Annotated in this window: 21 protein-coding genes and 3 tRNA genes; 21 read left to right on the plus strand and 3 right to left on the minus strand. The window is 68.1% G+C overall.

Annotated elements, in window-relative coordinates:
- Positions 1–254: 254 nt before the first annotated feature.
- From ACIQPR_RS35595 to ACIQPR_RS35630, 8 genes are all read left to right on the plus strand, one after another.
- Positions 255–327 (plus strand) — tRNA-Thr (locus tag ACIQPR_RS35595).
- 46 nt (positions 328–373) lie between these two features.
- Positions 374–446, plus strand: a tRNA-Met gene (locus ACIQPR_RS35600).
- 88 nt (positions 447–534) lie between these two features.
- Complete coding sequence (gene rpmG / locus ACIQPR_RS35605; RefSeq protein WP_003948671.1) at positions 535–699, plus strand: 50S ribosomal protein L33; 165 nt, start codon at positions 535–537, stop codon at positions 697–699.
- A 91-nt stretch (positions 700–790) separates the two neighbouring features.
- Positions 791–1,243 (plus strand): MaoC family dehydratase N-terminal domain-containing protein, encoded by a 453-nt coding sequence (locus tag ACIQPR_RS35610; RefSeq protein ID WP_403657011.1) that lies wholly within the window; start codon positions 791–793, stop codon positions 1,241–1,243.
- Position 1,244: 1 nt separating this feature from the next.
- Positions 1,245–1,673 (plus strand): MaoC family dehydratase, encoded by a 429-nt coding sequence (locus tag ACIQPR_RS35615; RefSeq protein WP_403657014.1) that lies wholly within the window; start codon positions 1,245–1,247, stop codon positions 1,671–1,673.
- Positions 1,674–1,929: 256 nt separating this feature from the next.
- Positions 1,930–2,502, plus strand: a complete 573-nt coding sequence (locus tag ACIQPR_RS35620; protein WP_403657017.1) for a TetR/AcrR family transcriptional regulator — start codon at positions 1,930–1,932, stop codon at positions 2,500–2,502.
- A gap of 96 nt (positions 2,503–2,598) precedes the next feature.
- Positions 2,599–4,065 carry a DHA2 family efflux MFS transporter permease subunit gene (locus ACIQPR_RS35625; RefSeq protein WP_403657020.1) on the plus strand — a complete coding sequence of 489 codons (1,467 nt, stop codon included), beginning with the start codon at positions 2,599–2,601 and terminating at the stop codon, positions 4,063–4,065.
- 172 nt (positions 4,066–4,237) lie between these two features.
- On the plus strand, positions 4,238–5,293 hold the full coding sequence (locus ACIQPR_RS35630) for a UDP-N-acetylmuramate dehydrogenase (protein ID WP_403657023.1): 1,056 nt from the start codon (positions 4,238–4,240) through the stop codon (positions 5,291–5,293).
- A gap of 19 nt (positions 5,294–5,312) precedes the next feature.
- Here ACIQPR_RS35630 and ACIQPR_RS35635 read toward each other — a convergent pair whose 3' ends face one another.
- Positions 5,313–5,945 (minus strand): NAD(P)-dependent oxidoreductase, encoded by a 633-nt coding sequence (locus ACIQPR_RS35635; protein ID WP_403657026.1) that lies wholly within the window; start codon positions 5,943–5,945, stop codon positions 5,313–5,315.
- 104 nt (positions 5,946–6,049) lie between these two features.
- Here ACIQPR_RS35635 and ACIQPR_RS35640 point away from each other — a divergent pair, with 104 nt between their 5' ends.
- Positions 6,050–6,670, plus strand: a complete 621-nt coding sequence (locus ACIQPR_RS35640; protein WP_403657029.1) for a TetR/AcrR family transcriptional regulator — start codon at positions 6,050–6,052, stop codon at positions 6,668–6,670.
- A gap of 24 nt (positions 6,671–6,694) precedes the next feature.
- Positions 6,695–7,360: a hypothetical protein gene (locus tag ACIQPR_RS35645; RefSeq protein WP_403657032.1), complete on the plus strand. Its 666-nt coding sequence runs from the start codon at positions 6,695–6,697 to the stop codon at positions 7,358–7,360.
- Here ACIQPR_RS35645 and ACIQPR_RS35650 read toward each other — a convergent pair.
- Positions 7,341–8,381: an adenosine deaminase gene (locus ACIQPR_RS35650; RefSeq protein ID WP_403657035.1), complete on the minus strand. Its 1,041-nt coding sequence runs from the start codon at positions 8,379–8,381 to the stop codon at positions 7,341–7,343. The two genes, ACIQPR_RS35645 and ACIQPR_RS35650, sit on opposite strands and share 20 nt — an antisense overlap.
- A gap of 141 nt (positions 8,382–8,522) precedes the next feature.
- Positions 8,523–9,749, minus strand: coding sequence for a pyridoxal phosphate-dependent aminotransferase (locus ACIQPR_RS35655; RefSeq protein ID WP_403657038.1), 1,227 nt, complete (start codon positions 9,747–9,749; stop codon positions 8,523–8,525).
- A 259-nt stretch (positions 9,750–10,008) separates the two neighbouring features.
- On the opposite strand from ACIQPR_RS35655, the gene ACIQPR_RS35660 reads away from it, so the two are divergent.
- The 11 genes from ACIQPR_RS35660 (at position 10,009) to ACIQPR_RS35710 (ending at position 24,304) form a co-directional block, all read left to right on the plus strand.
- Positions 10,009–10,081, plus strand: a tRNA-Trp gene (locus ACIQPR_RS35660).
- Between the two features lie 113 nt (positions 10,082–10,194).
- On the plus strand, positions 10,195–10,482 hold the full coding sequence (gene secE / locus ACIQPR_RS35665) for a preprotein translocase subunit SecE (protein WP_019055477.1): 288 nt from the start codon (positions 10,195–10,197) through the stop codon (positions 10,480–10,482).
- Between the two features lie 77 nt (positions 10,483–10,559).
- On the plus strand, positions 10,560–11,417 hold the full coding sequence (nusG, locus tag ACIQPR_RS35670) for a transcription termination/antitermination protein NusG (RefSeq protein ID WP_403657041.1): 858 nt from the start codon (positions 10,560–10,562) through the stop codon (positions 11,415–11,417).
- Positions 11,418–11,569: 152 nt separating this feature from the next.
- On the plus strand, positions 11,570–12,004 hold the full coding sequence (rplK, locus tag ACIQPR_RS35675; protein ID WP_019072313.1) for a 50S ribosomal protein L11: 435 nt from the start codon (positions 11,570–11,572) through the stop codon (positions 12,002–12,004).
- 77 nt (positions 12,005–12,081) lie between these two features.
- Positions 12,082–12,807 (plus strand): 50S ribosomal protein L1, encoded by a 726-nt coding sequence (rplA, locus tag ACIQPR_RS35680; protein WP_403657044.1) that lies wholly within the window; start codon positions 12,082–12,084, stop codon positions 12,805–12,807.
- 157 nt (positions 12,808–12,964) lie between these two features.
- Positions 12,965–13,909 carry a hypothetical protein gene (locus ACIQPR_RS35685; RefSeq protein WP_403657047.1) on the plus strand — a complete coding sequence of 315 codons (945 nt, stop codon included), beginning with the start codon at positions 12,965–12,967 and terminating at the stop codon, positions 13,907–13,909.
- Between the two features lie 202 nt (positions 13,910–14,111).
- A complete protein-coding gene (locus ACIQPR_RS35690; RefSeq protein ID WP_403657050.1) occupies positions 14,112–14,969 on the plus strand; it encodes a DUF1396 domain-containing protein in 858 nt (285 codons plus the stop codon).
- 267 nt (positions 14,970–15,236) lie between these two features.
- Positions 15,237–15,767: a 50S ribosomal protein L10 gene (gene rplJ, locus ACIQPR_RS35695; RefSeq protein WP_033279978.1), complete on the plus strand. Its 531-nt coding sequence runs from the start codon at positions 15,237–15,239 to the stop codon at positions 15,765–15,767.
- A gap of 124 nt (positions 15,768–15,891) precedes the next feature.
- On the plus strand, positions 15,892–16,275 hold the full coding sequence (rplL, locus tag ACIQPR_RS35700; protein ID WP_403657336.1) for a 50S ribosomal protein L7/L12: 384 nt from the start codon (positions 15,892–15,894) through the stop codon (positions 16,273–16,275).
- Between the two features lie 549 nt (positions 16,276–16,824).
- Positions 16,825–20,310, plus strand: a complete 3,486-nt coding sequence (rpoB, locus tag ACIQPR_RS35705; protein ID WP_403657053.1) for a DNA-directed RNA polymerase subunit beta — start codon at positions 16,825–16,827, stop codon at positions 20,308–20,310.
- Between the two features lie 94 nt (positions 20,311–20,404).
- Complete coding sequence (locus ACIQPR_RS35710; protein ID WP_019072307.1) at positions 20,405–24,304, plus strand: DNA-directed RNA polymerase subunit beta'; 3,900 nt, start codon at positions 20,405–20,407, stop codon at positions 24,302–24,304.
- Positions 24,305–24,357: the final 53 nt, after the last annotated feature.

A 24,357-nucleotide genomic window follows, 5' to 3' on the forward strand; every position in this document is an offset into this window, starting at 1 on the left:
CTCAGGGCTTCGCGGGCTCGGCTTCGGGGGCTCACGGCGGGGGGCTGCGCAAGGGGCGCAAGATCACGCAGAGTGAGTCGAGCCTAGGGCGGTGATCCGCTCGCGGCGGGGAGGAGCGCAATAGTCGTACCGGTGTGGTCCGCCGTGCGGGAGGGGCCCGAGAGGCCTTCGGGAAGGCCGCGGAAGGGGCTGGAGCGGTGCCACGAAACGGATTTGGGTGAACGGCGGCGGAGCGTGTAATGTCTTCATCGCTCGCCCCAATAGCTCAGTCGGTAGAGCGTCTCCATGGTAAGGAGAAGGTCTGCGGTTCGATTCCGCATTGGGGCTCTGGTGTGAGAGGTTCTTGCCGCAAGGCGGGAACCAATCCCATCACAGCGGTGTAGCTCAGTCGGTAGAGCAAGCGGCTCATAATCGCTGTGTCACCGGTTCAAGTCCGGTCACCGCTACTGACAGTAGCCGATTGTGGGGTCGGTCCTTCGATCGGCTACTCTGTTATGCGTTCATAGTCCCATCCGTTCGTCAAGGAGCACTCCTGTGGCTGCCACCGACGTCCGCCCGAAGATCACGCTGGCCTGCGTGGAGTGCAAGGAGCGGAACTACATCACCAAGAAGAACCGGCGTAACAACCCGGACCGACTGGAGATGAAGAAGCACTGCCCGCGTTGCAACGCGCACACCGCGCACCGCGAAACGCGATAAATCAGGCTCGTACACGAGGCCGCCCCCGCACGTTGGGGGCGGCCTCGTGTCGTTATTCAGCTGAGCAAGACACATCAGGAGGTGCCGAGTCATGGCGCTCGACCAGTCCTTCGTGGGGCGGACCTACCCGCCCACCGACCCCTACGAGGTGGGCCGGGAGAAGATCCGTGAGTTCGCGGAGGCGGTGGGGGACGCCAACCCGGCATACACGGACCAGGAGGCCGCCAAGGCGCTCGGACACCCCGATGTGATCGCCCCGCCGACCTTCGTCTTCTCCATCACCTTCAAGGCCGCCGGGCAGGTCGTCCAGGACCCGCAACTCGGCCTCGACTACAGCCGCGTGGTGCACGGCGACCAGAAGTTCGTCTACGTCCGTCCCGTGCGCGCCGGCGACCGTCTCACGGTCACCTCCACCATCGAGGCGATCAAGTCGATGGCGGGCAACGACATCCTGGACATCCGCGGCGAGGTCCACGACGAGGCGGGCGAGCATGTCGTGACCGCCTGGACCAAGCTCGTGGCCCGCGCGGCGGAGGGGAACTGACATGACGGCGAAGATCGCCTACGACGACATCGAGGTCGGCACCGAACTCCCGGCCCAGAGCTTCCCCGTGACGCGCGCCACCCTCGTCCAGTACGCGGGCGCCTCCGGGGACTTCAACCCGATCCACTGGAACGAGAAGTTCGCCAAGGAGGTCGGGCTCCCCGACGTCATCGCGCACGGCATGTTCACCATGGCCGAGGCGATCCGCGTGGTCACCGACTGGACCGGCGACCCGGGCGCGGTCGTCGAGTACGGCGTCCGCTTCACCAAGCCCGTCGTGGTCCCGAACGACGACCAGGGCGCGACCGTCGAGGTCAGCGCCAAGGTCGCGGCCAAGCTCGACGACAACACGGTCCGCGTGGACCTCACGGCGACCAGCGCCGGGCAGAAGGTGCTCGGGATGTCACGAGCGGTCGTACGACTGGCGTGAACCGTGCGGCCGGCGTGAGTCGTGCGACCGGCATGAGTCGTAGGACCGCATGAGCCGCGGTACCGATGTAAGGGGTGTTCGCCATTGCGGGCGCCCCTTACGCATGGGCCGACCCGGGCGGACGACGGTCACCCCTGGTGACACCGGCCGCCCCGCGCGTGTGTCGTGCCGCACACCGAACGGCCCCGCGCCCCGCCCGGAACTCCTCCCGGGCCACCCCTTGACCTAGTTAGTGATTGAGTACTAACTTTCTCGCATGGTCAGGATGAGCGCAGAAGAGAGGCGCGAGAGCGTCGTCCGCGCGGCGGTCGCCGAGTTCGCGCAGCGGGGGTACTACGGCACCTCCACGGAGGCGATCGCCAAGCGCGTCGGTGTCTCGCAGCCGTATCTCTTCCGGCTCTTCCCGGGCAAGAAGGCGATCTTCGCGGCGGCCTCGCTCAGGTGTGTCGAGGACGTGTGCCGGGTCATGGAGGAGTCGTCCAAGGGGCTGGAGGGCGAAGAGGCCCTGCACGCCATGGCCAACGGCTATGTGCGGCTGATCACGGAGCATCCCGAGAAGCTCCAGATGCAGATGCAGACGTATATCGCGGTGGCCGCCGCAGAGGCCGAGGGTGACCACGAGTTCGGCGAGGTCGTGCGCAAGGGCTGGATGAGGCTCTGGGACGTCGTGCATGTGCCCCTGGGGGCGGACGTCGACCAGACCACGACCTTCCTGGCGTACGGAATGCTGATCAACACCCTTGCGGCCATGGGTTTTCCGCCGGAGCACCGGGTCTGGGAGGGGTTGTACCCGGAGGCCCGTGTCACCGGTCGGCTGGAGAAGTCGTAGCAGCGGGCGAGAGGCGGATTCTGCGCCTTTTCGTGGCCGCAAAAGTTAGTTATCAATAACTAATCATCAGTGACGATCACCCACTCTGGGGGAGCGATGTCAGAAAAGACCGCACCGCGCGGGGGCATGGTCTGGGCCCTCGTCATCACCAGCGTCGCCGGATTCATGGCGGCCCTCGACAACCTCGTCGTCACCACCGCCCTGCCCTCCATCCGCAAGGACCTCGGGGGCGCGCTGGGTGACCTGGAGTGGACCGTGAGCGCCTACACGCTCACCTTCGCCGTCCTGCTGATGTTCGGCGCGGCGCTCGGCGACCGGTTCGGCCGGCGACGGCTCTTCCTCGTCGGCATCACGATATTCACCGGCGCCTCCGCCGCCGCGGCCATGGCGACCGGCATCGACTCCCTGATCGCGGCCCGCGCGGTCCAGGGTGTCGGAGCGGCGATCATGATGCCCCTGACGCTGACCCTGCTCACCGCGGCCGTGCCCGCCGCCAAGCGCGGTATGGCCTACGGCATCTGGGGCGCCGTCAACGGACTCGCCGTCGCCTCCGGACCGCTCATCGGCGGCAGCCTCACCGAGCACGTCTCCTGGCACTGGATCTTCTGGCTGAACGTCCCGCTCGGCCTGGCCCTGATCCCGCTCGCCCGTCTCCGCCTCTCCGAGTCCCACGGCACCGGCGCCCCGCTCGACTTCCCCGGCACCCTGCTCGCCAGCGGCGGCCTCTTCGGGATCGTCTACGGCCTGGTCCGCGGTCCCGCCGACGGGTGGACCAGCTCCCTCGTCCTCACCGGGCTCTTCGCCGGCGGCGCGCTCTTCGCCGGCTTCATCGTCTACAGCGTCAACGCCAAGAACCCCATGCTCCCGATGCGGCTGTTCCGCTCCCGCGCCTTCTCCGGGATCAACGCCGCGAGCCTGCTGATGTTCCTCGGGATGTTCGGGTCGATCTTCCTGCTCAGCCAGTACATGCAGGGCGTGCTCGGCTACTCGCCCACCGAGGCGGGCCTGCGGATGCTGCCCTGGACCGGAATGCCGATGCTCGTCGCGCCGGTCGCCGGCATCCTGTCCGACCGCGTCGGTGGCCGTCCGGTCGTCGCCGCCGGCCTCTTCCTCCAGGCCGCCGGTCTCGGCTACATGGCGTACATCGTCACCACCGACGTCTCCTACGCCGCTCAGCTGCCCGGTCTGATCCTCAGCGGGATCGGCATGGCCCTGTTCTTCGCGCCGGCCGCCAACCTGGTCATGTCCAGCGTCCGCCCGTCGGAACAGGGCATCGCCTCCGGCGCCAACAACGCGCTCCGCGAGGTCGGCGGCGCCCTCGGTGTCGCGATCATGGCGTCGATCTTCTCGGCACAGGGCGGCTACGAGACCGGGCAGAGCTTCGTCGACGGTCTGAAGCCCGCGCTGGTCACCGGCTCCGGAGTGGTCGCTCTCGCCGGGATCGCCACCCTGCTGATCCCGACGCGGCGCCGCGCGGCGGAGCTCGCGAAGGTGGCCGGGTCGGCTGAGTCGGCGGCCGACAGCGCCGGGTCCGAGACGGTCATGGAGCCGGTCGGCCGCTGAGCGGACGAGAGAACGAGAGAACGAGAGAACGAGCGACGAAGAACGCGACTGGCACGCGCGTGTGGGGCCCCACTCATTTCGGTGGGGCCCCACATGCGCGTGCCGGTCGCCCCACCGCCCCACCGCCCCACCGCGCCCGGCGTTGTCGGTGCCGTCTCGTAGTCTTGGCCCCGTGCAGGAACTCCACGACGCTCCCCTCGCCCCGCTGACCACCTTCCGGCTCGGCGGTCCCGCGACCCGTCTGATCACCGCCGGCACCGACGCCGAGGTGATCGACGCCGTCCGCGCGGCCGACGACACCGGGACGCCGTTGCTCGTCATCGGCGGCGGCTCCAACCTCGTCATCGGGGACAAGGGGTTCGAGGGCACCGCCCTGCGCATCGCCACGCGCGGCTTCGTGCTCGACGGCACGCGGCTGGAGCTGGCGGCAGGCGAGGTGTGGACCGACGCCGTCGCCCGCACCGTGGAGGCCGGCCTCGCCGGAATCGAGTGCCTCGCCGGGATCCCCGGATCGGCGGGCGCGACCCCGATCCAGAACGTGGGGGCGTACGGCCAGGAGGTCTCCGCCACCATCACCGAGGTCGTCGCCTACGACCGCACCACCCGGGAGACGGTCACCCTCACCAACGAGGAGTGCGCCTTCTCGTACCGCCACAGCCGCTTCAAGGCCGAGCCCGAGCGCTACGTGGTGCTGCGTGTCCGCTTCCAACTGGAGGACGCGGACGGGCTGTCGGCGCCGCTCAAGTACGCCGAGACGGCCCGCGCCCTCGGTGTCGCGCCCGGCGACCGGGTGCCGCTCGCGCGGGCCCGCGAGACCGTCCTCGCCCTGCGCGCGGGCAAGGGCATGGTCCTGGACCCCGAGGACCACGACACCTGGTCGGCCGGTTCCTTCTTCACCAATCCGATCCTCACCGAGGAGCAGTTCACCGCGTTCCACGCGCGCGTGCGGGACCGCCTCGGCGAGGGCGCGGAGCCGCCCGCCTATCCGGCGGGGGAGGGCCACACCAAGACCTCCGCCGCCTGGCTGATCGACAAGGCGGGCTTCACCAAGGGGTACGGCAGCGGGCCCGCCCGCATCTCCACCAAGCACACCCTCGCCCTCACCAACCGGGGCGAGGCGACCACCGCCGACCTGCTGGCACTGGCCCGCGAGGTGGTCACCGGAGTCCACGACACCTTCGGGATCACCCTCGTCAACGAGCCGGTGACGGTGGGCGTCAGCCTCTGAAGGCGCCCTCCAGAGGGGCTCAGTAGGCCACCCCCACCCCCTGCTTCACCGTCGCCGGATCGTCGGTCATCGACAGCATCGCGTGGGCCACGTCCGCGCGGGCGATGAAGCGGCCCTTGTCCGGGAAGCCGCCCACGACCGCGCGGTACGTGCCGGTCAGCGGCTTGTTCTGGAGGCGCGGCGGGCGGACCGAGGTCCAGTCGGTCGCGCTGCGGGCCAGTTCCGCCTCCATCTCCCGCAGGTCGGCGTACACGTCCTTCAGGAGGGCCGAGATCAGCCCGCGCGCGGTGCGGTCGAGCAGGCCCGCGCCCTCCGGGGCGGGGCCGACCGGACCGGCGCTCACCACCAGCACCCGGCGCACCCCCTCCGCCTCCATGGCCGACAGGACCGTCCGCGTGAGCCGGGTGGCGACCCCGGCGTCCTTGCGGCTGCGGGCGCCGAGCCCGGAGAGGACCGCGTCCCGGCCCGCGAGCGCGGGGCGCAGCGCCTCCGGGGCGCTGAGGTCCGCGCGGAACACCTCCAGGCCCGTGCCCCGGACCGTCAGCCGCGCGGGGTCCCGGACGACCGCCGTGACCTGATGGCCCGAGGCCAGTGCCTGGCGGACGATCTCCTGGCCGATGCCTCCCGTGGCACCGAAAACGGTGAGTTTCATGGTCTGCTCCTCAGCCCGACGAGGTGGGTGAGCATTTACTCACCCCTGTCTCCCCCTAGAGTGGGTAAGCACTCACCTACTCGTCAAGCCCGAACGGACCGTTCATGGAATCCACGAAGCCCGCCCAGGTCCGCATCCTCGACGCCGCCCACGAGTTGATGCTCACCGTCGGGCTGGCCCGGGCGACCACCAAGGAGATCGCGAAGGCCGCGGGCTGCTCCGAAGCCGCGCTCTACAAGTACTTCGCGAGCAAGGAGGAACTGTTCATCCGCGTCCTCGCGGAACGGCTGCCCCAGCTGACCCCGCTGCTGCACAGCCTCACCGCCGAGCCCGGAGCGCACTCCCTGGAGGACAACCTCACCGAGATCGCCCGCCAGGCGGCGCTCTTCTACGAGCAGAGCTTCCCGATCGCGGCCTCCCTGTACGCCGAGACCCAGCTCAAGCGGCGCCACGACGAGGCGCTGAGAGAGCTCGGCTCCGGCCCCCACAAGCCGATCGAGGGCCTCGACGCCTACCTGCGCGCCGAACAGGCCGCGGGCCGCGTCCGCCCGGACGTGGACACCTTCGCCGCCGCGTCCCTCCTCCTCGGCGCCTGCGCCCAGCGCGTGTTCGCCTACGCGGCGACACCGACCGGCCTGCGCCCGCCCGTGGACGAGTTCGCGCCACGCATCGCCAGGACCCTGCTGGGCGGAATCTCCGTTGCCGAGGCCCCCTCCGGACCGTGATCCTTGCCGTATGAGGCACACCAAGTGGAGCTGAGACTCACCCAGTTCAGGCCCAGGACCGGTCCGCGCGAACACCGGGTCGTGCGGCCCAGGACACCGCTGCGCCACACCTCACTGCGCGACCCGGCACCGATCGGCATGCTCATGGGGGACCACGACGGGCTGAGCCGGCTCGCGGGGCTGTTCTCGTTCGCCGCCCACTCGCGGCACACCGTCGTGCACGTTCCGCTGCGGGACTGCGTACCGCCCGACGAAGGGCACGGGGAACTCGTCGACCTGGTGCTGGCGCACTCGGAGACCGGGCTGCGGCCCTCCAAGTGGCCCGAACTGAGACGGGCGTTGGGGCGCGGCACACCGCTCACCGTGCGCACGGACGAGGCCCGTACCGAGCGGCACGCGCGCGCGTGGCTCGCGCGGCCGTACGACCGCGGTCTGCTGCGGCAGACCACGCACGCGCGGACGTACTTCCTCATCGGCGGCCGGGAGGCGTTCTCCTACGCGGCGACCGCCTTCTCCTACGCGGCCGGCTGGGGGCCGCGGCAGAAGAGGGTCGCCGAGGGGCGGTCGGCGTTCATGGCCGGCCTTCAGTACGAACTGGAGCCCACGCGCGGCGGCGGGCACCCTGCCGAGGTCCTGATCTGTTTCAAGCCGTATCCGCCCTACGCGCACTTCAAGCGACCGGGGCGCTGAGCCAGTCGTCGATGCCGGACAGGAGCTTGGTCTTCATGTCCTCCGGGGCCGCCGAACCCCGTACCGACTGCCGGGCCAGTTCGGCCAGTTCGCGGTCCGAGAAGGCGTGGTGGCGGCGGGCGATCTCGTACTGGGCCGCCAGCCGGGAGCCGAACAGGAGCGGGTCGTCGGCGCCGAGCGCCAGGGGGACGCCCGCTTCGAAGAGGGTCCTCAGGGGTACGTCCTCGTGCTTCTCGTAGACGCCCAGGGCCACGTTCGACGCGGGGCACACCTCGCAGGTGATGCCCCGGTCGGCGAGCCGCTTCAGCAGCCGCGGGTCCTCCGCGGCGCGTACGCCGTGGCCGATCCGGGTCGCGTGCAGGTCGTCCAGGCAGTCCCGCACCGAGGCCGGGCCCGCCAGTTCGCCGCCGTGCGGGGCGGACAGCAGGCCGCCCTCCTGGGCGATGGCGAAGGCCCGGTCGAAGTCCCGTGCCATACCCCGGCGTTCGTCGTTCGAGAGGCCGAAACCGACCACCCCTTGGTCCGCGTACCGCACCGCGAGCCGGGCCAGCGTGCGCGCGTCCAGCGGATGCTTCATCCGGTTCGCGGCCACCAGCACCCGCATCCCGAGCCCGGTCTCCCGGGAGGTCGTCTCCACCGCGTCGAGGATGACCTCCAGCGCCGGGATCAGCCCGCCCAGGCGCGGCGCGTACGACGTCGGGTCGACCTGGATCTCCAGCCAGCCCGAGCCGTCCCTGACGTCCTCCTCGGCGGCCTCGCGCACCAGCCGCTGGATGTCCTCGGGTTCCCGCAGGCACGACCGCGCCGCGTCGTACAGCCGCTGGAAACGGAACCATCCCCGCTCGTCCGTGGCCCGCAGCCTCGGCGGCTCCCCGCTGGTCAGCGCGTCGGTCAGGGCGTCCGGCAGGCGTACGCCGTACTTGTCGGCCAGCTCCAGCACGGTGGCCGGCCGCATCGACCCGGTGAAGTGCAGGTGCAGATGGGCTTTCGGCAGTTCAGAGACATCACGTACACGCTCCATCCGGGAATCCTGCCGTACGTTCCGGCCGTCCCGGTACCGCTTTCCCCGATAGTGGCGCCGGTCGCACACAGCAGCGGGCCGTCTCCCCGGAGGGAAACGGCCCGCACGCACGCGTGGAGGTACGAAAACTCAGTCCCTGACTCAGTCCGTGGCCTCGGCGAGCAGCTTCTGGATACGGCTGACGCCCTCGACGAGATCCTCGTCACCCAGGGCGTACGACAGCCGCAGATAACCGGGGGTCCCGAAGGCCTCGCCCGGGACGACCGCGACCTCGGCCTCCTCCAGGATCAGCGCGGCCAGCTCGACCGAGTCCTGCGGGCGCCTGCCGCGGATCTCCTTGCCGAGCAGGGCCTTCACCGACGGGTAGGCGTAGAACGCGCCCTCGGGCTCCGGGCAGAGCACGCCGTCGATCTCGTTCAGCATCCGCACGATCGTCTTGCGGCGGCGGTCGAAGGCCTCGCGCATCTCCGCCACGGCCGTCAGGTCACCGGAGACGGCGGCCAGCGCGGCGACCTGGGCGACGTTCGAGACGTTCGAGGTGGCGTGCGACTGGAGGTTGGTCGCGGCCTTGACGACGTCCTTCGGGCCGACGATCCAGCCCACCCGCCAGCCGGTCATGGCGTAGGTCTTGGCGACGCCGTTGACCACGATGCACTTGTCGCGCAGCTCCGGGAGGATCGCCGGCAGCGAGGTGAACTTCGCGTCTCCGTAGACGAGGTGCTCGTAGATCTCGTCCGTCATGACCCACAGGCCGTGCTCGACGGCCCAGCGGCCGATCGCCTCGGCCTCGGCCTCGCTGTAGACGGCGCCGGTCGGGTTGGAGGGCGAGACGAAGAGGACGACCTTGGTGTTCTCGGTGCGGGCCGCCTCCAGCTGCTCGACGGTGACGCGGTAACCGGTCGTCTCGTCGGCGACGACGTCCACCGGGACACCGCCCGCGAGACGGATCGACTCCGGGTACGTCGTCCAGTACGGCGCGGGGACGATGACCTCGTCGCCCGGGTCGAGGATCGCGGCGAACGCCTCGTAGATGGCCTGCTTGCCGCCGTTGGTGACCAGGACCTGGGAGGCGTCCACCTCGTAGCCCGAGTCACGCAGCGTCTTCGCGGCGATGGCGGCCTTCAGCTCCGGGAGACCGCCGGCCGGCGTGTAGCGGTGGTACTTCGGGTTCGAGCAGGCCTCGATCGCGGCCTGGACGACGTAGTCCGGAGTCGGGAAGTCCGGTTCACCCGCGCCGAAGCCGATCACCGGACGCCCGGCGGCCTTGAGGGCCTTGGCCTTGGCGTCCACGGCGAGGGTGGCGGACTCGGAGATCGCGCCGACTCGGGCGGAGACCCGGCGCTCGGTGGGAGGGGTTGAGGCGCTCATGGACCCATCGTTTCAGACCGGAAACCCGCCCGGCACACCGGTTTCACAGACTGAACAGGATCGGGCGAGTACTGAACAACCGTCCGGATTCCCGCTCCGGCCTGGGCGATCTTCCGCCGGCGATCCCCGTACAGGCACTTTCTGTTCGACGGCCGCCTCAGGAGCACGTACACTCCTACCTCGTTGGCCTTCATCAGCCGCGCCCTACTTGGTGCACACCGAGCACCCGGGTGGATGCGGTACGTTGGGGACGTCACAAAGGGTCGTAGCTCAATTGGTAGAGCACCGGTCTCCAAAACCGGCGGTTGGGGGTTCAAGTCCCTCCGGCCCTGCTACACACACCTTCACCAGGATGTGTGCGCAGCGCATGTACGTACAGCAATGCACCGCCGTGCGGCTCAGACCGGGCGCGGCACGGCCACGACCCGGGAACAGGTGAGGATGAATGGCGGACGCCGTGGGCTCCATCGACATGCCTGATGCCCAGGACGAGGTGTCGGAGTCCAAGAAGAAGGCCCGCAAGGGCGGCAAGCGCGCCAAGAAGGGCCCGCTGAAGCGACTCGGCATCTTCTATCGCCAGATCGTCGCGGAACTCCGCAAGGTCGTCTGGCCGACGCGCAACCAGCTGACGACGTACACGACCGTCGTGATCGTCTTCGTCGTCATCATGATCGGTCTGGTGACCGTGATTGACTACGGACTGAATCACGCCGCGAAGTACGTCTTCGGCTGAGGCCGGAAGCGAAGGGCGCCCTGACCGGCGCCCCTTTCGCGTGTTCCACCCCCATGTATCCAGGAAGAAGCAGCCACGTGTCTGACCCGAACCTGAACGAGGCCGTCGAGCCGGACGAGTCCGTGGAAGACGAACTCGACATCGTCGAGGGCGCGGACGAGGAGCTGGACGAGGTCGAGGCTGCCGACGCCGACGCGGGCGAGCCCGCCGAGGAAGCCGCCCTGCACGTCGAGGACGAGGACGAGGAAGCCGCCGAGGACCTCGACGACGAGACCGCGGCCGAGGACGACGAGGAAGAGGCCGAGCCGGCCGAGCCCGTCGACCCGGTGGCCGCCCTGCGCGAGGAACTCCGCACCCTCCCCGGCGAGTGGTACGTCATCCACACGTACGCCGGTTACGAGAACCGCGTGAAGACCAACCTGGAGCAGCGCGCCGTCTCGCTGAACGTCGAGGACTACATCTTCCAGGCCGAGGTGCCGCAGGAAGAGGTCGTCCAGATCAAGAACGGCGACCGCAAGACCATCAAGCAGAACAAGCTCCCGGGCTACGTCCTGGTCCGCATGGACCTGACGAACGAGTCCTGGGGCGTCGTCCGCAACACCCCCGGCGTCACCGGCTTCGTGGGCAACGCCTACGACCCGTACCCGCTGACCCTGGACGAGATCGTCAAGATGCTCGCCCCGGAGGCCGAGGAGAAGGCCGCCCGCGAGGCCGCCGAGGCCGAGGGTAAGCCGGTTCCGCAGCGCAAGGTCGAGGTCCAGGTGCTGGACTTCGAGGTCGGCGACTCGGTCACCGTCACCGACGGCCCCTTCGCCACCCTCCAGGCCACGATCAACGAGATCAACGCCGACTCCAAGAAGGTCAAGGGCCTGGTGGAGATCTTCGGCCGGGAGACTCCGGTCGAGCTGAGCTTCGACCAGATCCAGAAGAACTGACGCCTTCGGCGATCAAGCCACCGGTCAGGTCAGACGGGCTCTCGCAGCCTGTCTGACCTGCTCGGTTTTTGGCCGCACAGCACTACCCGTTAAGGTTGTGCGGTTGCCTTCAGGCACAAGGAAATCGACTAGGAAGTGGGAGAGGACCCCAAATGCCTCCCAAGAAGAAGAAGGTCACGGGGCTCATCAAGCTCCAGATCAACGCCGGTGCGGCGAACCCGGCCCCGCCGGTCGGCCCCGCGCTCGGCCAGCACGGCGTCAACATCATGGAGTTCTGCAAGGCCTACAACGCGGCCACCGAGTCGCAGCGCGGCTGGGTGATCCCGGTGGAGATCACGGTCTACGAGGACCGTTCCTTCACCTTCGTCACCAAGACGCCGCCGGCCGCGAAGATGATCCTCAAGGCCGCGGGTGTCGAGAAGGGCTCGGGCGAGCCGCACAAGACCAAGGTCGCCAAGATCACCCAGGCGCAGGTCCGTGAGATCGCCACGACCAAGCTCCCCGACCTGAACGCCAACGACCTGGACGCCGCGTCGAAGATCATCGCCGGCACCGCCCGTTCCATGGGCATCACCGTCGAAGGCTGACCTTCACCCCGTAGAAGTGATTGTGGTGGGACCTGCTCGGTCCGTACCACGACTCCTCAGAACACACAGGAGCAGTAGTGAGCAAGCGCAGCAAGTCTCTCCGCGCTGCGGACGCCAAGATCGACCGGGACAAGCTCTACGCCCCGCTTGAGGCCGTCCGTCTCGCCAAGGAGACCTCCACGACCAAGTTCGACGGCACCGTCGAGGTCGCCTTCCGCCTGGGTGTCGACCCGCGCAAGGCCGACCAGATGGTCCGTGGCACCGTGAACCTCCCGCACGGCACCGGTAAGACCGCCCGGGTCCTGGTCTTCGCGACCGGTGACCGTGCCGAGGCCGCGACCGCCGCGGGCGCCGACATCGTCGGCTCCGACGAACTCATCGACGAGGTGGCGAAGGGCCGGCTGGACTTCGACGCCGTCGTCGCCACCCCGGACCTCATGGGCAAGGTCGGCCGCCTCGGCCGCGTGCTCGGTCCCCGTGGTCTGATGCCGAACCCCAAGACCGGCACCGTGACCCCGGACGTCGCCAAGGCTGTCAACGACATCAAGGGCGGCAAGATCGAGTTCCGCGTCGACAAGCACTCGAACCTGCACTTCATCATCGGCAAGACGTCGTTCGACGACTCCAAGCTGGTGGAGAACTACGGCGCGGCCCTGGAGGAGATCCTCCGTCTGAAGCCGTCTGCCGCCAAGGGTCGCTACATCAAGAAGGCCGCGATCAGCACCACGATCGGCCCCGGCATTCCGCTCGACCCGAACCGCACCCGCAACCTCCTCGTCGAGGAGGACCCGGCCGCCGTCTGAGCCCCGCGCTCACCCCGGTAGCCGCGTCGCGTACGCGTCAGAATTGGGCGGGCCCCGCAACCTTCGAGGTGCGGGGCCCGTCCTCTTTCGTACGGGTGTCAGTGGGCTGCGCTAGCGTTTGTGGCAGGCACAGCAATCGCTCAGGGGTGGGGGACGGATGAACAGCAGGACGACCGTACGCAGGGCGGTCCTCTCGATCGCGGTGGGGACCGCGCTGGCCTCGGTGGCCGCGTGCGGGTCCTCGGGCTCCTCCGGGGGCTCCGGCAAGGACGACAAGGCGGTCGGCAAGGGCGCGACCCGGGTGAGCCCCATAGCGGCCCTGCGCAGCGCCGAGCAGTCCACCGACAAGGCGGACTCCGCCAAGGTCGAGTCCTCGACGGTGCTCGGCTCCCTGATGTCCATGGACGCCAAGGGCAACCTCGGCTGGGGCGACGGCATCACCGGCACCCTCACGATGAACTACACCGGCGGGACGATGGCCGACGCGATGCGCGCGACGGGCAGCACGTCGATGGAGGCCCGCTATCTGCCCGACGCCTACTACGCCAAGATGGGCGAGAAGTTCGCCGCCCAGGCCGACGGCAAGCACTGGGTCAGGTACGCGTACGACGACCTCGCCAAGCTCGGCGGCAGCTCCGGCGCGTACCTCAAGGACCAGATGCAGAACTCCACCCCGAACCAGTCGGTGAAGCTCCTGCTCGCCTCCGGGGACGTCAAGAAGGTCGGCACGGAGTCGGTCCGCGGCCAGCAGACCACGCACTACTCGGGCACGGTGAACGTGGCCGACCTCGCCTCCAAGAACTCCAACCTCACCGCGAGCCAGCTCGAAGGCCTGAAGAAGCAGCTCACCTCGGCCGGTGTCTCCACGGAGCAGGTCGACATCTGGATCAACTCCAAGGACCTGCTGGTCAAGAAGGTCGAGAAGGGCCAGATGACGTCCGGCCAGTACAGCCAGACCGCCTACTACAGCGACTACGGCGTGAAGGTCGAGGCCACCGTGCCCCCGGCGAGCGACACCGAGGACTTCACCGCGCTGCTGAAGAAGCAGGGCGTGACACCGGGCAGCGGCGACACGGCGACCGGGTCCGGCACCAGCTCCTGAGGCGCCCCAACCGGCCCCAGGGGCACGGGAATTCGAGAGACCGGCGAGCCGCCCCGAGGTTAAGCTCACGGCTTCCGCTGTGAATCGGCCATGCGTTCCATGTGTTCCGTACGCGCTGAGTGTTTCGTACGTGCTGAGTGATCCGCACGTACTGCGTGTTCCGTGCGTTCCGTGTGCCGTCGGGTTCCTTGGGGGGAATCGAATGCCGTCTTCCGTACGTCGTGTCACGCGCCGCAGAGCGGCCGGTGCCGGGCTCGCCGCCCTGCTGCTCGCCGGGGGAGCGGTCGGCTGCTCCAGGGCCGCCTCGGACTCCTCGCCGGGCATGGCGCCCGCGGCGGCCGTGGCCGAGGCGGCGAAGAAGACGCAGGACATCACCTCGCTGCGCTACCGGATGGCCGGCACCATGCCCGGCGAGGGGAAGATCACGGCCGAGGCGGCCATGAGCATGAAGCCGCAGGCCATGAGCATGCGGATGACCTCGTCCAAGACCGGCTCCACGGTGCAGCTGCGCGTCGTGGACAAGGCGCTCTACCTCAACGGCGGCCCCGAGGCGGCCAAGGAACTGGGCGGCAAGAGCTGGCTGAAGCTCGACATGTCCGCCCTCGGCGGCCTGGGGGACAACCTCGCCGCCAACGGGACCGGAGCGGCCGAGGCCGACAAGAACCCGGCCGCCGAGGCCGCCTTCCTCACCGGCGCCAAGGACGTGAAGAAGGTCGGCACCGAGACCGTCGACGGGGTACGGACCACGCACTACGCGGGCCGGGTCAGCCTCGCCGACGTCAAGGCCGCCGCGGCCAAGGGCGAGGACAAGGCCGCGCGGGAGCGGCGCGAGAAGAGCGTCGAGGGCTACGAGAAGATGGGCGTCGACGCGCTCACCATGGACATGTGGGTCGACGGCGACCACCACACCAAGCGGTTCCGGATGCGCGGCGAGGGCGACAAGGGCCCGCTCGACATGACGGTCACCTTCGTCGACGTCGACAAGCCGGTGACGGTCACCGCCCCGCCGGCCGCCGACACCACCGACCTCGCCCAGCTGATGAAGGACGCCCAGGGCTGAGCCGTACGGGCGGATTTGCTTGGGACTGTAGGGGTCCCGTACTCTTCGGGAGAAGCCAAAGACCGCTGGTCGTTGCCGTGTGCTCGTGAGAGGGCGCGGTGACCGAAGGATCCGCTGAACAGTGGACGACCCGCGCAGGTGGACTGGATGTGCTCCCGAGGATGTTCTTCCCGGTCGAGCTACGCCCCGTGCGCCCGCGCCGGGGCGTTTTCTCTGTCCCAGCCCCTTCTGAGCGGTCCTCATCACCCGGAAGGAGGCCGACGCTCTATGGCAAGGCCCGACAAGGCTGCCGCGGTAGCCGAGCTCGCGGGACAGTTCCGCGACTCGAACGCCGCCGTGCTGACCGAGTACCGGGGTCTCACCGTGGCGCAGCTCAAGACGCTGCGTCGTTCGCTCGGTGAGAACGCCCAGTACGCCGTGGTGAAGAACACGCTGACCAAGATTGCGGCCAACGAGGCCGGGATCTCTACGCTCGACGACCTGTTCAACGGTCCGACGGCGGTCGCCTTCATCACCGGTGACCCGGTGGAGTCGGCGAAGGGTCTTCGTGACTTCGCCAAGGACAACCCGAACCTCGTCATCAAGGGCGGTGTCCTTGACGGCAAGGCGCTGTCCGCCGACGAGATCAAGAAGCTCGCGGACCTTGAGTCCCGCGAGGTTCTGCTCTCCAAGCTGGCGGGTGCTTTCAAGGGCAAGCAGACTCAGGCTGCGCAGCTCTTCCAGGCGCTCCCGTCGAAGCTCGTCCGCACCGTGGACGCCCTTCGCGCCAAGCAAGAAGAGCAGGGCGGTGCCGAGTAATTCGGCTCGCAGCATGACCGCCGCCTGAGGCTCCGCGCCGCACGGCATCGGTCGTAGCGGGCCGAACGTACGCCCGCCAGACATGTACACCCCGGCACCAGCCGAAAATTAGTGGAAGGAAGCCATCGTGGCTCTCACCCAGGACGAACTGCTCGCCGAGTTCGAGACGATGACCCTCATCCAGCTTTCCGAGTTCGTGAAGGCGTTCGAGGAGAAGTTCGACGTCACCGCCGCCGCCGCGGTCGCCGTCGCCGGCCCGGCCGGTCCGGCCGCCGCCGCCGAGGCCGTCGAGGAGCAGGACGAGTTCGACGTCATCCTCACCGGCGCCGGCGAGAAGAAGATCCAGGTCATCAAGGTCGTGCGTGAGCTGACCTCGCTGGGTCTGAAGGAGGCCAAGGACCTCGTGGACGGCGCTCCGAAGCCGGTCCTTGAGAAGGTCGCCAAGGAGGCCGCCGAGAAGGCCGCCGAGTCCCTCAAGGGCGCCGGTGCCTCCGTCGAGGTCAAGTAACACCTTCCAGGTCGTGGACGGGGTCCCAAGGACCTTGTAACGCCTGAGTACCGAAGAGCGATCATCCATCTGGGTGGTCGCTCTTCGGCGTTCCTGGGTCGGGCGAGCGGCTGCCTTGCGGCCAGGGGTTCGCGGAGTATGGTGATCTTCTTCGTGCCTCCGAGCACCCTGGTGGCATGTGGTGTGGGCCATGGAGGCCTTGACGAACCGCACGCAGCGCGCAATTCTCAGGACGCGTCGTCACAACGATCCGAATCCGAGGCATGGATCGACGGCGAAGAGGGCAGTATCAACGCGTTGAGGACGTGAGCTTGCCGAGGGTGTTGAGCACGACGAGGGTCTCAAAAAAGCGGGGCTGGACATCAGTGCGCCAAGTGGCTACACTGACCCTTTGCGCTGCCTGTTAGCTGCTCCCTGCCCGTCACCAGGGGCATGCCCTCGCTTTAGCACCGACGATCGGACCGTCCCTGAGCTGGGACTTCTGTCTCTGTGCGCGAGTGGGGGGCCGGTACGCGCGTAGTGAGTCCGAGCCCTCGGAAGGACCCCCTCTTGGCCGCCTCGCGCACTGCCTCGACCGCGAATACGAACAACGGCGCCAGCACCGCCCCGCTGCGCATCTCCTTTGCAAAGATCAAGGAGCCCCTTGAGGTTCCCAACCTGCTCGCGTTGCAGACCGAGAGCTTTGACTGGCTGCTCGGCAACACCGCCTGGCAGAGTCGGGTCGAGGCGGCTCTGGAGTCGGGTCAGGACGTCCCCACCAAGTCCGGTCTGGAGGAGATCTTCGAGGAGATCTCCCCGATCGAGGACTTCTCCGGGTCGATGTCGCTGACTTTCCGCGACCACCGTTTCGAACCTCCGAAGAACAGCATCGACGAGTGCAAGGAGCGCGACTTCACGTACGCCGCCCCGCTCTTCGTGACCGCTGAGTTCACCAACAACGAGACCGGCGAGATCAAGTCCCAGACGGTCTTCATGGGCGACTTCCCGCTCATGACCAACAAGGGCACCTTCGTCATCAACGGCACCGAGCGTGTCGTCGTGTCGCAGCTGGTCCGTTCGCCGGGTGTCTACTTCGACTCCTCCATCGACAAGACGTCCGACAAGGACATCTTCTCCGCCAAGGTGATCCCCTCCCGGGGTGCCTGGCTGGAGATGGAGATCGACAAGCGCGACATGGTCGGCGTCCGTATCGACCGCAAGCGCAAGCAGTCCGTCACCGTCCTGCTCAAGGCCCTCGGTTGGACGACCGAGCAGATCCTTGAGGAGTTCGGCGAGTACGAGTCCATGCGCGCCACCCTGGAGAAGGACCACACCCAGGGCCAGGACGACGCGCTCCTCGACATCTACCGCAAGCTGCGTCCGGGCGAGCCCCCGACCCGCGAGGCCGCGCAGACGCTGCTTGAGAACCTCTACTTCAACCCGAAGCGCTACGACCTCGCCAAGGTCGGCCGCTACAAGGTCAACAAGAAGCTGGGCGGCGAAGCCCCGCTGGACGCCGGTGTGCTGACCGTCGAGGACATCATCTCGTCGATCAAGTACCTGGTGAAGCTGCACGCCGGCGAGACCGAGACGGTCGGTGACAACGGCACCACGATCGTCGTCGAGACCGACGACATCGACCACTTCGGCAACCGCCGTCTGCGCAACGTCGGCGAGCTCATCCAGAACCAGGTCCGTACGGGTCTGGCGCGTATGGAGCGAGTCGTCCGCGAGCGCATGACCACGCAGGACGTCGAGGCGATCACCCCGCAGACCCTGATCAACATCCGCCCGGTCGTGGCGTCGATCAAGGAGTTCTTCGGCACCTCGCAGCTGTCGCAGTTCATGGACCAGAACAACCCGCTGTCGGGTCTCACCCACAAGCGCCGTCTCTCGGCCCTTGGCCCGGGTGGTCTCTCCCGTGAGCGGGCCGGCTTCGAGGTCCGTGACGTGCACCCCTCGCACTACGGCCGCATGTGCCCGATCGAGACCCCGGAAGGCCCGAACATCGGCCTGATCGGCTCGCTCGCCTCCTACGGCCGCGTCAACGCGTTCGGTTTCGTCGAGACGCCGTACCGCCGGGTCACCGACGGTGTCGTCACCGACGAGGTCGACTACCTGACGGCCGACGAAGAGGACCGATTCGTCATCGCGCAGGCCAACGCGCCGCTGACGGAGGAGTTCCGCTTCGAGGAGTCCCGCGTCCTGGTCCGCATCCGCGGCGGCGAGGTCGACTACGTCCCCGGTGACGACGTCGACTACATGGACGTCTCCCCGCGCCAGATGGTGTCCGTCGCGACCGCGATGATCCCGTTCCTGGAGCACGACGACGCCAACCGTGCCCTCATGGGCGCGAACATGATGCGTCAGGCCGTGCCCCTCATCAAGTCCGAGGCGCCGCTGGTCGGCACCGGCATGGAGTACCGCTGCGCGGTCGACGCCGGTGACGTCCTGAAGTCGGAGAAGGACGGTGTGGTCCAGGAGGTCTCCGCGGACTACATCACCACCGCCAACGACGACGGCACGTACACCACGTACCGCCTCGCCAAGTTCTCCCGCTCCAACCAGGGCACCTCCGTCAACCAGAAGGTCGTGGTGGACGAGGGCGCCCGGGTCGTCGCCGGCCAGGTGCTGGCCGACGGTCCCGCGACCGAGTTCGGCGAGATGGCGCTCGGCAAGAACCTGCTCGTGGCGTTCATGCCCTGGGAGGGTCACAACTACGAGGACGCGATCATCCTGTCGCAGCGCCTCGTGCAGGACGACGTCCTCTCCTCGATCCACATCGAGGAGCACGAGGTCGACGCCCGTGACACCAAGCTCGGCCCCGAGGAGATCACCCGGGACATCCCGAACGTCTCCGAGGAGGTCCTCGCCGACCTCGACGAGCGCGGCATCATCCGGATCGGTGCCGAGGTCGTCGCCGGTGACATCCTCGTCGGCAAGGTCACGCCCAAGGGCGAGACCGAGCTGACCCCCGAGGAGCGCCTGCTCCGCGCGATCTTCGGCGAGAAGGCGCGCGAGGTGCGCGACACCTCGCTGAAGGTGCCGCACGGCGAGATCGGCAAGGTCATCGGCGTCCGCGTCTTCGACCGCGAGGAGGGCGACGAACTGCCGCCCGGCGTCAACCAGTTGGTCCGTGTGTATGTTGCGCAGAAGCGCAAGATCACCGACGGCGACAAGCTGGCCGGCCGCCACGGCAACAAGGGCGTCATCTCCAAGATCCTGCCGATCGAGGACATGCCGTTCCTGGAGGACGGCACCCCGGTCGACATCATCCTCAACCCGCTGGGTGTCCCGTCCCGAATGAACCCGGGACAGGTCCTGGAGATCCACCTCGGCTGGCTCGCCAGCCGCGGCTGGGACGTCTCCGGGCTCAGCGAGGACTGGGCGCGGCGCCTCCAGGTCATCGGCGCCGACCAGGTCGCCCCCGGCACCAACGTCGCGACCCCGGTCTTCGACGGTGCCCGCGAGGACGAGATCTCCGGTCTCTTCGAGGCCACGATCCCGAACCGCGACGGCGACCGCCTCGTCCAGGCCTCCGGCAAGGCGAACCTGTTCGACGGCCGCTCCGGCGAGCCGTTCCCGGAGCCGATCTCGATCGGCTACATGTACATCCTGAAGCTGCACCACCTGGTCGACGACAAGCTGCACGCCCGTTCGACCGGCCCGTACTCGATGATCACCCAGCAGCCGCTGGGTGGTAAGGCGCAGTTCGGTGGTCAGCGCTTCGGCGAGATGGAGGTGTGGGCGCTGGAGGCTTATGGCGCCGCTTACGCCCTCCAGGAACTGCTGACCATCAAGTCCGACGACGTCACCGGCCGCGTGAAGGTCTACGAGGCCATCGTCAAGGGCGAGAACATCCCCGAGCCCGGCATCCCCGAGTCCTTCAAGGTGCTCATCAAGGAGATGCAGTCGCTCTGCCTGAACGTGGAGGTGCTGTCCAGTGACGGTATGTCCATCGAGATGCGTGACACCGACGAGGATGTCTTCCGCGCAGCGGAGGAGCTCGGCATCGACCTGTCCCGGCGCGAGCCGAGCAGCGTCGAAGAGGTCTGACGGGAGTCCGGAGGCCTGCGCCCAGCAGGTCTCCGGCCCCAGGACCCCCGTTTCAGACCCCAAGACTTACAACCCTGAGAGGGATTGACGCATAGTGCTCGACGTCAACTTCTTCGATGAGCTCCGGATCGGTCTGGCCACCGCTGACGACATCCGTCAGTGGAGCCACGGCGAGGTCAAGAAGCCCGAGACCATCAACTACCGCACCCTCAAGCCCGAAAAGGACGGACTCTTCTGCGAGAAGATCTTCGGTCCGACCCGGGACTGGGAGTGCTACTGCGGCAAGTACAAGCGCGTCCGCTTCAAGGGCATCATCTGTGAGCGCTGCGGCGTCGAGGTGACCCGCGCCAAGGTGCGCCGCGAGCGGATGGGCCACATCGAACTGGCCGCGCCCGTCACGCACATCTGGTACTTCAAGGGTGTCCCGTCCCGGCTGGGCTACCTGCTCGACCTCGCCCCGAAGGACCTCGAAAAGGTCATCTACTTCGCGGCGTACATGATCACGTTCGTCGACGAGGAGCGCCGCACCCGCGACCTGCCCTCCCTGGAGGCGCACGTCTCCGTGGAGCGCCAGCAGGTCGAGAACCGGCGTGACTCCGACCTCGAAGCCCGCGCCAAGAAGCTTGAGGCCGACCTGGCCGAGCTGGAGGCCGAGGGTGCCAAGGCCGATGTGCGCCGCAAGGTGCGCGAAGGCGCCGAGCGGGAGATGAAGCAGCTGCGCGACCGTGCGCAGCGCGAGATCGACCGCCTGGACGAGGTGTGGACCCGGTTCAAGAACCTCAAGGTCCAGGACCTCGAAGGCGACGAGCTGCTCTACCGCGAGCTGCGCGACCGCTTCGGCACGTACTTCGACGGTTCGATGGGTGCCGCGGCGCTCCAGAAGCGCCTGGAGTCCTTCGACCTCGAAGAGGAGGCCGAGCGCCTCCGCGAGATCATCCGCACCGGCAAGGGCCAGAAGAAGACCCGCGCCCTGAAGCGGCTGAAGGTCGTGTCTGCCTTCCTGCAGACCTCCAACAGCCCCAAGGGCATGGTTCTCGACTGCGTCCCGGTCATCCCGCCGGACCTTCGCCCGATGGTGCAGCTGGACGGTGGCCGCTTCGCGACCTCCGACCTGAACGACCTGTACCGCCGTGTGATCAACCGCAACAACCGCCTGAAGCGCCTTCTCGACCTCGGTGCCCCCGAGATCATCGTCAACAACGAGAAGCGCATGCTCCAGGAGGCCGTCGACGCGCTCTTCGACAACGGCCGTCGCGGCCGCCCGGTGACGGGCCCCGGCAACCGTCCGCTGAAGTCGCTGTCCGACATGCTCAAGGGCAAGCAGGGCCGCTTCCGTCAGAACCTGCTCGGCAAGCGCGTGGACTACTCCGCGCGTTCCGTGATCGTCGTCGGCCCGCAGCTCAAGCTGCACCAGTGCGGTCTGCCGAAGGCCATGGCGCTGGAGCTCTTCAAGCCGTTCGTGATGAAGCGCCTGGTCGACCTGAACCACGCGCAGAACATCAAGTCGGCGAAGCGCATGGTCGAGCGCGGCCGTACGGTCGTCTACGACGTCCTCGAAGAGGTCATCGCCGAGCACCCGGTGCTGCTGAACCGTGCGCCCACCCTGCACCGCCTCGGCATCCAGGCCTTCGAGCCGCAGCTGGTCGAGGGCAAGGCCATCCAGATCCACCCGCTCGTCTGCACCGCGTTCAACGCGGACTTCGACGGCGACCAGATGGCCGTACACCTGCCGCTCTCCGCGGAGGCGCAGGCCGAGGCCCGCATCCTGATGCTGTCCTCGAACAACATCCTGAAGCCGGCCGACGGTCGTCCCGTCACCATGCCGACCCAGGACATGGTGCTGGGCCTGTTCTTCCTCACCACCGACGGCGAGCTGCGTGACGTCAAGGGCGAGGGCCGCGCGTTCGGCTCCACGGCCGAGGCGACCATGGCGTTCGACGCCGGCGAGCTGGCGCTCCAGTCGGCCGTCGACATCCGCTTCCCGGTGGGCACCATCCCGCCGCGTGGCTGGGTGCCGCCGGTCCGCGAGGAGGGCGAGCCGGAGTGGCAGCAGGGTGACACCTTCCGCCTGAAGACGACCCTGGGCCGCGCGCTCTTCAACGAGCTGCTGCCCGAGGACTACCCGTTCGTCGACTACTCGGTGGGCAAGAAGCAGCTCTCCGAGATCGTCAACGACCTGGCCGAGCGCTACCCCAAGGTCATCGTGGCGGCGACGCTCGACAACCTGAAGGCGGCGGGCTTCTTCTGGGCGACCCGTTCCGGTGTCACCGTGGCCATCTCCGACGTCGTCGTGCCCGAGGCGAAGAAGGCGATCGTCGCCGGCTACGAGGCCAAGGACGAGAAGGTCCAGAAGCAGTACGAGCGCGGTCTGATCACCAAGGAAGAGCGCACGCAGGAGCTCATCCAGATCTGGACCCAGGCGACCAACGAGGTCGCCGAGGCGATGAACGAGAACTTCCCCAAGACCAACCCCATCTTCATGATGGTCGACTCGGGTGCCCGAGGAAACATGATGCAGATGCGCCAGATCGCGGGTATGCGCGGTCTGGTGTCGAACGCCAAGAACGAGACGATTCCCCGTCCCATCAAGGCGTCCTTCCGTGAAGGCCTGTCCGTGCTGGAGTACTTCATCTCCACCCACGGTGCCCGTAAGGGTCTGGCCGACACCGCCCTCCGTACCGCCGACTCGGGTTACCTCACCCGTCGTCTGGTCGACGTCTCCCAGGACGTCATCATCCGCGAGGAGGACTGCGGCACCGACCGCGGCCTCAAGCTGCACATCGCGGAGCGCGGCGCGGACGGTGTCCTGCGCAAGGCGGAGAACGTCGAGACCAGCGTGTACGCCCGTGCGCTGGCCGAGGACATCACCGTCGACGGCAAGGTGCTGGCCCCGGCCAACACCGACCTCGGCGACGTCCTCATCGACGAGCTGGTCAAGCACGGCATCGAGACGGTCAAGACCCGCTCGGTCCTGACCTGCGAGTCCGCCGTCGGCACCTGCGCCATGTGCTACGGCCGCTCGCTGGCCACCGGCAAGCTGGTCGACATCGGTGAGGCGGTCGGCATCATCGCCGCCCAGTCCATCGGTGAGCCCGGCACGCAGCTGACGATGCGTACCTTCCACACCGGTGGTGTGGCCGGTGACGACATCACCCAGGGTCTGCCCCGTGTCGTCGAGCTCTTCGAGGCTCGTACGCCCAAGGGTGTCGCCCCGATCTCCGAGGCCCAGGGCCGCGTGCGGATCGAGGAGACCGAGAAGACCAAGAAGATCGTCGTCACCCCGGACGACGGCAGCGACGAGACGGCGTTCCCGATCTCGAAGCGCGCCCGACTCCTGGTCAGCGAGGGCGAGCACGTCGAGGTGGGCCAGAAGCTCACCGTGGGTGCCACCAACCCGCACGACGTGCTGCGCATCCTGGGTCAGCGTGCCGTCCAGGTCCACCTGGTCGGCGAGGTCCAGAAGGTCTACAACTCGCAGGGTGTGTCGATCCACGACAAGCACATCGAGATCATCATCCGGCAGATGCTCCGCCGCGTGACGATCATCGAGTCCGGCGACGCCGAGCTGCTGCCCGGCGAGCTGGTCGAGCGCTCCCGCTTCGAGCAGGAGAACCGTCGTGTGGTCCAGGAGGGCGGTCACCCGGCCTCCGGTCGTCCGCAGCTGATGGGTATCACCAAGGCCTCGCTGGCGACGGAATCCTGGCTGTCGGCCGCCTCCTTCCAGGAGACGACCCGAGTCCTGACGGACGCGGCGATCAACGCCAAGTCCGACAGCCTCATCGGCCTCAAGGAGAACGTCATCATCGGTAAGCTCATCCCGGCCGGTACGGGTCTGTCCCGCTACCGCAACATCCGGGTGGAGCCCACCGAGGAGGCCAAGGCCGCGATGTACTCGGCCGTCGGCTACGACGACATCGACTACTCCCCGTTCGGCACCGGCTCCGGCCAGGCCGTCCCGCTGGAGGACTACGACTACGGTCCGTACAACCAGTAAGCAGTAGTCGGCTCGGAAACACCGAGGGCGGCCACCCCGTTTCGTACGGGGTG

It is taken from the genome of Streptomyces sp. NPDC091280 (assembly GCF_044768565.1).
Classification (GTDB): domain Bacteria; phylum Actinomycetota; class Actinomycetes; order Streptomycetales; family Streptomycetaceae; genus Streptomyces.

Excerpts from the sequence above, each read along its gene's own strand:
- ACIQPR_RS35610 (WP_403657011.1), top strand. The coding sequence starts at position 791 with ATGGCGCTCGACCAGTCCTTCGTGGGGCGGACCTACCCGCCCACCGAC.
- ACIQPR_RS35615 (WP_403657014.1), top strand. The coding sequence starts at position 1,245 with ATGACGGCGAAGATCGCCTACGACGACATCGAGGTCGGCACCGAACTC.
- ACIQPR_RS35620 (WP_403657017.1), top strand. The coding sequence starts at position 1,930 with ATGGTCAGGATGAGCGCAGAAGAGAGGCGCGAGAGCGTCGTCCGCGCG.
- ACIQPR_RS35625 (WP_403657020.1), top strand. The coding sequence starts at position 2,599 with ATGTCAGAAAAGACCGCACCGCGCGGGGGCATGGTCTGGGCCCTCGTC.
- ACIQPR_RS35635 (WP_403657026.1), bottom strand. The coding sequence starts at position 5,945 with ATGAAACTCACCGTTTTCGGTGCCACGGGAGGCATCGGCCAGGAGATC.
- ACIQPR_RS35640 (WP_403657029.1), top strand. The coding sequence starts at position 6,050 with ATGGAATCCACGAAGCCCGCCCAGGTCCGCATCCTCGACGCCGCCCAC.
- ACIQPR_RS35650 (WP_403657035.1), bottom strand. The coding sequence starts at position 8,381 with ATGGAGCGTGTACGTGATGTCTCTGAACTGCCGAAAGCCCATCTGCAC.
- ACIQPR_RS35655 (WP_403657038.1), bottom strand. The coding sequence starts at position 9,749 with ATGAGCGCCTCAACCCCTCCCACCGAGCGCCGGGTCTCCGCCCGAGTC.
- secE (WP_019055477.1), top strand. The coding sequence starts at position 10,195 with ATGGCGGACGCCGTGGGCTCCATCGACATGCCTGATGCCCAGGACGAG.
- rplK (WP_019072313.1), top strand. The coding sequence starts at position 11,570 with ATGCCTCCCAAGAAGAAGAAGGTCACGGGGCTCATCAAGCTCCAGATC.
- ACIQPR_RS35685 (WP_403657047.1), top strand. The coding sequence starts at position 12,965 with ATGAACAGCAGGACGACCGTACGCAGGGCGGTCCTCTCGATCGCGGTG.
- ACIQPR_RS35690 (WP_403657050.1), top strand. The coding sequence starts at position 14,112 with ATGCCGTCTTCCGTACGTCGTGTCACGCGCCGCAGAGCGGCCGGTGCC.
- rplJ (WP_033279978.1), top strand. The coding sequence starts at position 15,237 with ATGGCAAGGCCCGACAAGGCTGCCGCGGTAGCCGAGCTCGCGGGACAG.